Source organism: Citrobacter sp. HN-141, assembly GCF_033341895.1.
Taxonomy (GTDB): Bacteria; Pseudomonadota; Gammaproteobacteria; order Enterobacterales; family Enterobacteriaceae; genus Citrobacter.
This window is the reverse complement of sequence record NZ_JAWPBF010000022.1, coordinates 56,812-65,901: the sequence shown is the minus strand read 5'-3', so window position 1 is coordinate 65,901 and position 9,090 is coordinate 56,812. Positions and strand designations below refer to the sequence as shown.

General features: G+C 64.7%; 5 protein-coding genes and 1 pseudogene. All 6 read right to left on the bottom strand.

The window, feature by feature from the left end; all coding sequences use genetic code 11:
• Positions 1-75: 75 nt before the first annotated feature.
• A pseudogene (locus RYZ59_RS21595) lies at positions 76-366 on the bottom strand (Tn3 family transposase); the annotation flags it as partial.
• Between the two features lie 378 nt (positions 367-744).
• Positions 745-2,877, bottom strand: coding sequence for an HlyD family efflux transporter periplasmic adaptor subunit (locus tag RYZ59_RS21590; RefSeq protein ID WP_001548175.1), 2,133 nt, complete (start codon positions 2,875-2,877; stop codon positions 745-747).
• A gap of 1 nt (position 2,878) precedes the next feature.
• Positions 2,879-4,228 carry an efflux RND transporter periplasmic adaptor subunit gene (locus RYZ59_RS21585; protein ID WP_001548176.1) on the bottom strand — a complete coding sequence of 450 codons (1,350 nt, stop codon included), beginning with the start codon at positions 4,226-4,228 and terminating at the stop codon, positions 2,879-2,881.
• A complete protein-coding gene (locus tag RYZ59_RS21580) occupies positions 4,225-5,106 on the bottom strand; it encodes an efflux RND transporter periplasmic adaptor subunit (RefSeq protein ID WP_286627704.1) in 882 nt (293 codons plus the stop codon). The genes RYZ59_RS21585 and RYZ59_RS21580 overlap by 4 nt, the downstream gene beginning before the upstream one ends.
• 14 nt (positions 5,107-5,120) lie before the next feature.
• Entirely contained in the window at positions 5,121-7,040 is a 1,920-nt protein-coding gene (locus tag RYZ59_RS21575; protein WP_000989158.1) for a TolC family protein, read from the bottom strand.
• Positions 7,041-7,116: 76 nt separating this feature from the next.
• A partial coding sequence (locus RYZ59_RS21570) for an Ig-like domain-containing protein (RefSeq protein WP_318067335.1) occupies positions 7,117-9,090 on the bottom strand: 1,974 nt, incomplete at its 5' end.

The following is a 9,090-nucleotide window of genomic DNA, read 5'->3' as shown; positions in this document are numbered from 1 at the left end:
AATCGGCCCAGATCCGCGAAATTTTAATCAGCGAGTCAGCTTGGGAAGAAATGACCTGCTTATTCGCACCTTCCCTAACATTTTCATTATCAGCGATGCGGTGACAATCCCCTGTTTAATTGAGGCTGCCAGGTACAATATTTTATCCCTGCGCGCCTCAATGTCTTTGAGATTCAGGCTGGTTGTTGATATGACGGACTGTTTCCCGGAATAACGCTCGGCCTTTTGATGAATAACCAGCCGCTTCTCATGAATATCCCGGATCCTTGGCGAAAAAGAGAATCCCAGCAGATGCATCAGGGTGAAAACATGCTCAGTGAAGCCCGCTGTATCGGTGTAATGTTCGGTAATTTTCAGATCACTTTCGCATTGCCGCCCGCCGTGACAATATCGGCGGCGAGCGCCTCCAGTTCCGTCTGGCTGCCAGCATGGCGTTGGCACCTATCTCCGCCAGCCGCAGGGCGGCCTCGTGGCCGAAACAACTCGACATGCCAGTGATGACAATCGTGGCGTTTTGCAGACAATTTTTTGCATAACCACACCTCCGGAAACAGAAACCAACGAGTCTTGCGAGCATCAGCTGCACGCCTGCAAGTAATATAACCTCCGGGTCCAGTTGCAGAACACCGAACAGACTAACAAAACGTAGGTGCCAGTTTGCTCTGGCGAAACGGGGTTTAACCTAAAACCGCGGTGGGGAGAAAACCTGCGCCAGGCCAGGCGGCCTGGCGCGAAAATCGCACGCTAACCCTCTTTACCAAAGCCAGTTTGCTGGATAAGCATCAGCATAACGCTGTTGACCCAGCCGTGAGCCAGGCTCTGGCGGTCACTCGCCACGTCAACACGTACCAGTTGCTCTTTGCTGACCGGCGCGGCGGAGATGCCTTCGATCACTACCCGGTACCAGACGGCGGCGGGACGGAGTTCGTTGGCGGGCGCAACCGGGTTCAGCGCCACCGGGCCGCCGTGACTCTGCGCCAGCATCAGATTAGGCAGACGGCGGATGGCGTCGTGGTCGATGGTCACTACCGCGCCTGCGAGCGGCTGCCAGCGGCCCTGCTGATAAACCCGCGCCGTCGCGCCGTCGCGCAGGCGGGCCAGGTCGGTTTCGCTGACCAGCGCCTTCACGCGCCAGCGGTGGGTGTCGATCACGCTTGCGATGCGGGTGCCAGGCGAGACCCAACTGCCGGGGCGCAGGGTCTGCTCAACGTCATGCACCACGCCATCCTCCAGCGCCACCAGCTGGAGCCGCTGAAGCTCAACGGCGCTGGCCCGCTGTTGAATGGCGTACTGGCGCGCCATCTGGTCAGCGACCACCTGCTTCGCCGCGCCGTTTTTATCGAGCGCCATCGCGCCGCGGGCGCTGGTCTGCCACGCCTGGCTTAGCGCCAGCGCCTTATCCTGCTCGTCCGCCGGGACGGGGGCCACCAGTTCAAACAGCTTCTGGCCCGCCTTGACCTGCTGGCCTTCCTGCACCAGCACCTTGTCAAGCTGGGCGGCATAGGGCGTGTAAACCGGCTGTGCCACGCCCGCCTCCATCACGCCGTGCAGGGAGACCTGCCCGGACCAGGGCAGAAAGACCGAAAGCCCCAGCGCGAGTGCGACGGCGACAAGGCGCAGCAGGCGCGCCGGAGCGATTTCCCGGCGGCGCGCGCGCCAGATTTTGAGTTCGCGAAACATCGGTTGCACCACAAAAGTGACTATCTCAATAAAAAACAGCACCAGCCCGAGCGCCTTAAAAAAGGCGTTGTAGACCACCAGCGCGATGCCGACGAACAGCAGTAGCCGGTAAACCCAGGTGGCGAAGGCGAAAAGGGTGAGGAAGCGGGCAAAGGCGGGCGAGACGTTATCCGGGATCGGATCCTCAAGCCCCAGCAGGTGCCAGCGCAGCCAGCGCTTCGCCCAGTTGCCCGCCCGTTCGTGCAGGCCAGGGTAGTCCAGCGTATCGCTGAGAATAAAGTAGCCGTCAAAGCGCATAAACGGGCTGGCGTTCACCGCCACCGTCAGCACCCAGGCGGTGGTGGCGAGAAAGAACAGCGCGCCTTTAACGTTGCCTTCCGGCGCGAAGCTCCAGAACAGCGTCGCCCAGGCCGCCAGCATCAGCTCGGCCATAATGCCCGCGCTGGCGATGGAGAGCCGGTGGCGGGACTGCGACAGCTTCCAGCTCTCTCCGGTATCGGTGTAGGCCATCGGCCACATCACCAGCAGCGCCACCCCCATATGGCCGACGCGTACGCCGTAGCGGGTCGCCATAAAGGCGTGCCCCAGTTCGTGCCAGCATTTGGAGAGGATCAGCGCCACCGCGAAGGCCAGCGCCCCGTTCCAGCTCAGGGCGCCGTGCAGCGCGGCCTCGACGTTATCCCACTGGCGCGCGGCCAGAACGACGCCTGCCAGCGCGGCGACGGCGGTCAGCAGTAGAAACGGCGCGCTGAAAAGCCACTCCACCCACGGCAGCATGCGGCGCAGGGCTTTCTCCGGGCGCACCAGCGGCAGGCGGATAAACAGGTAGCCGTGCAGAATACGCCGCCAGAGCGAGCCGCGCGCTTTGAACGCGCCGCGGCGCAGCAGCTGTTGCTGCTGTAAAAAGCCCAGGAACTGCAACACATCCTGTTCGTCCACCGTCATGGTGGTCTCCTGGCTGATGCTGTCGGCAATCGCCTGCGGCGCGCCGAGCGGCCAGCGGCGCAGCATCTCCAGCTCCAGCCAGCCCAGGCGGAAATAGAGGTTGCGCACCGGGTCGGCCAGATGCCAGGCGGGCGAGCCGTCGCGGTTGTTGCCCGCCGGGTGAATTTTTAGCTCGTCGCGCAGCGGCGGCAGCGGCTGCGGCTGCGCAAGAGCTGTCCCGCCCGCAGGCGGGAGCGTCGCGGCTGTTTGCATATCAGAATCCACACCAGGCGCGCAGCGTCGCCAGCGGACGACGGAAAATCAGATAACCGAGCAGGCTCCAGTCGCCGGAGACGCGGGCCGTGCCCTGCAAGCCGATACGGGCGGCGCTGGACGGGTCGGTTACGGTGCCGCGCAGCAGGTAGCTCGCGACGCCGTTCGGCGCTTCCACCGTCTCGTAACCGGCGTAATCCAGCCGCGCGGTCAGCGGGTGCAGCGGGGCGACCTTAAGAAATACGGTCATCGCCGCGTGCGGGTTCAGGTTGGTGGATTCCGCCGCAGGCGCCCAGGCGCGCACGCCGAGCTTCGTCGGGTCCGCCAGCAGGCCGATGCGCTCGCCGGTCTGTACCGGACGGCCCGCCCAGTCGTCCGGGTCGGTGTAGACAAACACGCCGCTGCTGCGGGCGCGGATCGACAGCTTCTCCAGCTCGCGCTGCAACGAGGCAACCTGCACCTTTTGCTCGCGCCATTTGCCTTCGGTCAGAGCCAGTTCCGCACGGGCGTTCGGGTCTTCAATCGCCTGCTGAGACGCCTGATGCATATTGACGGTGGCGGTCGCCAGCTCCGCCTGAGCAATGGCGAGACGGTTTTTTAGAGTCGTATCATCCAGCTCCGCCAGCACCTGTCCGGCCACGACCGGCGTGTTCGGCGGCACCTTCATCTGGTGAATCACCCCGTCGCTCGGCGCGGCGATCACTTCGCTGTTAAGCGAAATTACCTCGGCGGGCACCAGCGTGTATTCCCGAATCGGGATCAGCATAACCAGCAGCAGAAGCAGCAACACGAGACCCGCGCGTCGGCGCACCGTGGCGGGCAGCAGCCGTTGCAGGCGAGAAGGCCGCGCCACCAGCGCCCACCAGGCGTAGCCGTACAGGTTCGCCAGCTGGAGCAGGGCGTATTCGGGGCTTTCGACGCCAAGCTGCGTCGGCCACGGGGTATCGCGCGCCAGCAGCAGCAGGGCGTGCAGCTTGCCGTCCGGGCCGGTCAGCGCCAGCACCCAGACGTGGCCCGGCAGCCATTCGTCCCACTCGCGCGCCAGCGACTCGCTCAGCATTTCCGGCGACAGCGGCATCACGCGGGCGGTTTCCGGCAGCGCGGCGCAGCGCGGCGCGATGTCGCAGGCAACGGCGGCAAGCCACAGCGCGTAGGGGGTATTGCGGTCGGTGTCGCTCAGGCCGGAGTGCGCCGCAAGCTGGGCGCGCCCGGTGGCGGAAACGGCAAGCAGCGCCGCCTGGCGATACTCCACCAGCGAGCGGGTATCGTTACACATCACAAAACCCAGCTCTTCGGGGCTGCGCGCCGCTTTCACGCGCGCCGCGAGAGAATAGAACAGGGCGATGCTCACGAGTTGGTCGTCCCGTTCTGGCACTGCGCCGCCGCTTTCGGGCAGACTGGCGTCGCGCGGCCGCTCATGCCGGGCAGTACGTCCTGGGCGTCGCTGCCAAATTCCGCTTCAATCTCAATCGTCTGGCTCACGGCGTCCACGCGGCCGCTGATGTGGGTGACGGTCATCGGGTAATGCTTGCCGGTTTCACCCACCACCGCGTCAAGCTGCGCGCCGGGCGCAAGCCAGGTGGTCCAGCCTGACGGCACGTTGAGGCGCGCCTTGCGGGTGCCGTTGCTTACAATATCGATAACCTGCGCGCCTGCGCCGACGCCCTGGCCCTCTTTGACGTAAATACGCGCCACGCGGCCGTCGAACGGCGCGGTAAAGCGGCACTGCGCCAGCTGCGCTTCAAAGATTTTGATCTGGCTGCGGGTGCGGTTCACGTCGGCGGCGGCAAGGCCAACCTCCAGCGCGCCTGCGGAATGCAGACCCTGCAATTTCGCCTTCGCTTCATATTTGATCTGCGCGGCGCTGTACTCGGCGTCTGCCGCGTCGCGACGGGCTTTCAGCTCGCTACAGTCCAGCGTCACCAGCAGTTTGCCTGCCTTGACCGTATCGCCCAGCTCAACGTTGACCTGCGACACGCGCCCGGCCACCACGCTTGATAGCGGGCTTTCCTGGTTGGCCATCACCAGAAAACGCACCGGCGCGGCGCCGTTGTCGGCGGTGGCGTCAGGCGCGCTCTCAGGCGCTGCGGCAACGGCCGCATCCGGCGTTGCGACTGCCCCCGCCGCAGCGGGGGTTGGGTCGGCGGCGAAGGCGCTGGCGCACAGCGCCAGGCCCGTCAGCGGCATGAGCGCGCGGACGCTGCGCCAGCCTTCGTTCACGTTGTTCATACCTGTTCCTGTTATTAAGGGTTACTTGCCGTCATCACGCCGGTGTCGCCTGCCGCTTTATGCAGGTCGGACACCACGGAGAGCGCGGCGGCTTCTGCCAGCGCGCTGACCGAACGGGTGTTGACGTCATTCGGCAGATAGCTGGTGTATTTCTGGTAGGCGACCTGCGCGCCCTGGGCGTTATAGACCGCCATTTCCCACACGCCGCGCTGCGAGCCTGACGCGCGTTCAAGGTTGAGGTTCATTTGCAGTTTCACGCTGTCGGCGCCGTTGCCCTGTACCAGCTGGTTGGCGGCCAGCACATGGGTGACCGACTGATAAATCGCGCTCTTGTTGACGCCCGCTGGCAGGCGGCCCAGGGTGACGCTGACCGGATGGCGGGAAACTACCGCGTCGGCGCTCTGGGTGAAGACCTGCTTCTCGCCCGCCACCAGGCTCTGGTTGATTTCACGCGACAGGGTCGGCAGATCGCTGCTGGTCACCTTTTCCGGCAGCAGGTCGATGCCTACCGAGTTCAGCACGCGGCCATAGGCGGACTGCGCCTGCGCGTAGGAGGCGGCTTCCTGGAAGCGGGAGACGATGGAGCGCGCCTGGGTGCGCAGGGATTCCAGGTCGCTTGAGAGCGAGTTGTCGGAACCGGCGCGGGAGATGCTCGCCAGACGCTGGTCGACGCGGGCGGACTCCTGGGCTATCTGGTAGTCGTACACCGCGAGCTTGTAGCGCTCAACCGAGACGCGCACCTGAGTCAGCACCGCCATGCTCAGCGCCATACGGCGGGCATTGTCGGTGGCCAGGCGCGCGTCGTTGGTGCGGCTGATGGCCGGCGCGCTCAGCAGCTTGAACAGGTTCATGGAAACGCCCACGCCGCCCTGCACCCAGCTGTTGTTGTAGAGGTAGCTGTTGGAGTCGTAGCTGATGCCGCCGAACAGATTCAGGTTCGGGAACAGCGAGGCGATCTGGCGTTTAGTTTCCAGCACGTCGATGCGGGTTTTGTAATCTTCTTCACGCAGCTCTGGGCGGCGTTCCAGCGCCATCTGCTCAAGCGTATCAAGCTGGCTTGGCACGCCGGAAAGCGCCGGATTGGCGACGTCCTGTAAGGTGAAGTCGGTGGTGGACGGCAGGTTCAGCAGGGCGGCCAGCTCGCTTTTCGCCATCTGCATCTCCTGGCGCTTCTGGTTCAGCAGCGCCACCGCGTCGAGCAGGGCGCGCTGGTACTCCAGGCCCTCGACCGGCGGCAGAATGCCTGCGCGCTCCGCTTCGCGGGTTTTCTCAAGCGCGGTCTGGATCTCTTCGGCCAGCGGCTGCGCTTCGCTCAGCAGACGCTGTGCGCCCAGCGCGCGCCAGTACGCGTCGCGCACCTCCTGGACAATATTCTGCAATACCTTGCGGCGACGCTCTTCGGCGATGTTGACGTTATCCGCCTGCTGCTTCGCGCGGTAGTAGCTCATGCCGAAATCGAGCACGTCCCAGGAGAAGGTGGCGTCGGCCAGCAGGTGCTCGCGCTCTTCAGAGGTGGACGGACGCAGGCTGACGACCCGGTCTTCGATACCGACGCTGGTGCCGCCGGAATCGTTGTCGCGCCAGCGGTAGCCGGCATCGGTCATCAACTTCGGCAGCATATCCTGCTGGGAGATATCCAGGATGCCGCGCGACAGGGCGGTTTCCATCATCTTCAGGCGGTAGTCGAGGTTGTATTTCAGCGCGCGGGCCATGGCGTCTGACAGGGTCAGCGGACCAGAGACCGGCTGCTGGTCGCGGTACATGGCGGCGCGGTCGGCGCTGACGCGCGCGCCGATTTCATCCTGGGTCAGCGGTTCAGGTTTAATGGTGCCGCAACCGCTTAACAGCAGCGCGGAAACCAGTGCGGCGACAGGGGCGAGCAGAGGCGCAGAACGTACGGCAGTCGGGGTTACGGCAGTTAAAGTCGTCATCATTGTTATGCTTAAAGTGTTGAGTTAACAATCCGGCGGCGCGGCGCCGCCGGTGTAAAAGGTTTTTGGAGTTGCGCGATTAACGATGCGGTGTGGCGCCTCCCACGGTGACCGGTTCCGGCGCGGCGACGCGGTTACGGGCCAGCGCGTCGACCTGCGCCGCCAGTGACGGCGCGCCTGGTCGGGCGGCGGCTTGCGGCACGATCACCACGCCCGGCGCGGCGGCGTGAGCCTGCTTCGCATCAGGGGTTTTCTCGCCGCGCTCCTGCTGCACGGTGGTTCTTTCGTTGATGCGCTCGTTAAGCGGCGGACGTTCCGGCGCGTTTTCCAGCACGGGCGCAGGCTGTACGGATTTATTCAGCGAGAAGTGGCTGAAGTGATCGCCCAGCAGCTGCGAACCGATACCGGTGGCGGCGAAGGTGTTCACCACGCTGCGTTGCAGCGTGGTGTTTACCCAGCGGGTAAAGAGAATGCCGTCTTCCAGCACCGGCGTGCCGTTGTCATTCATGCCGCGGCCCAGCTCGGTAATTTTGCGGTTCAGCTCCACCTTGCGAGAGAACTGGTCGCTGTACACGCCGTAGATGGCGGGCAGGATAAACAGACCCGGCGAATACGGCTGATCGAGCGACAGCTCGTAGTTGGTGTAGTAGCTCGGGAAGTGCTGATCGCCTGTGCGTACCGACTGCGGCGGCGTCACGCCGTGAATAACGATGGTCAGCTGCGCCTGGCTGGTATTGCCGTCGGCGTCGGTAATGGTGTAAGTGAACACCTCGCTCAGGGTGGCGTTGGCGTCCAGCGACGCCACGCGGCTGTTGCTGCGGTTCAGCACATAGCTGTAGTTGCCGCGGGCGTCGAGCGTCAGGGCGCCGAACTCGCCCAGGCTTACGCCGTCGACCGCGCCCGCGCGGTTGAGGTTCACGGAGGAAATCGCGCTCACCGGGCCGCCCGCCGCGGCGCCGTCTGCGCCGATAGCGTCGTTGCTAAAGACGTTGCCCGACGCCGCCTGCTGGCCGCGATCCTGGTCGATGCTGTTGTCGTCCGCTGCCGCGACCGGCGCGTCGTTGAGAATATTGACGCGCAGCAGGCCCGGCGCGCGGGTCTGCTGGCCGTTGACGGAGAACCGAATCTCTTCGCGGGTGGTGGATTCGCCCGGCTGGTTAACCGCCTGGGTCAGCGTGAAGCGGTATTGCAGCGTCGCGCGGCCTTCGCCGTCCACCTGGAAACCGGTGAGCGACAGCACGCCGTCCGGCGTTGCGATATCCACTGGCGCCTGGGCGCTCAGCGCCTGGAGCTGCGCAAGCGTCAGGGTCTGGCCGCCAATGGTCAGGCTTTCCACCGGCTCCAGCGACAGTACGGCCATCGCGCCCGTGGTGGTTTGCGCGCCGCTGGCCGTATCGACCAGACCTGCCTCTTTCACCCACGCCTCGGCTACGGGGTTCACCAGCAGGCGCAGTTCGCCCGTGGCGGTGCCGCCGTCGTTGCCGTCGCTCAGGGTGTAGTTCAACACTGGCGTAAAGCCGGACCAGCCGCTTGCCGGGGTAAACAGATAGCTGCCGTCGCGGTTAACCACCAGCGTGCCCTGGCCCGGGATCGTAATGATGTCCCCCGGCGCGTAGGTCGCGCCGCCGACGGTGATCTCCGCCACGTGCAGCGGGTCGCTGTCCGCGTCGCGGTCGTTGGTCAGCAGATTGCCGCTGACCGGCGTTTCCGGCAGGGTGCTCGCTTTATCCGCCACCGCGACCGGCGGGGTGTTGGTGACCTCAAGCGTGACCTGGGCGGTTTCGGTGACGCCGCCGCTGGTGACGGTATAGGTGAAGGTGTCCTGGCCGACGTAGCCCGCGTTTGGCGTATAAACCAGCTGCCCGTTTTCAATAGCGACGGAGCCGTGCGCGCCCTGGGTCACGCCGGTAATGGCCTGGTCCGGGTTAACGAAGCGGTCGTTGCCGATCGCATCAATCGTCACCGGCACGCCTGCGTGGGTGGTGGCGTTGTCGTCAACGGCGTCAGGGATCGCATCGTACTGAATGGTGAGCGTCGATGTGACGCTGCCGTT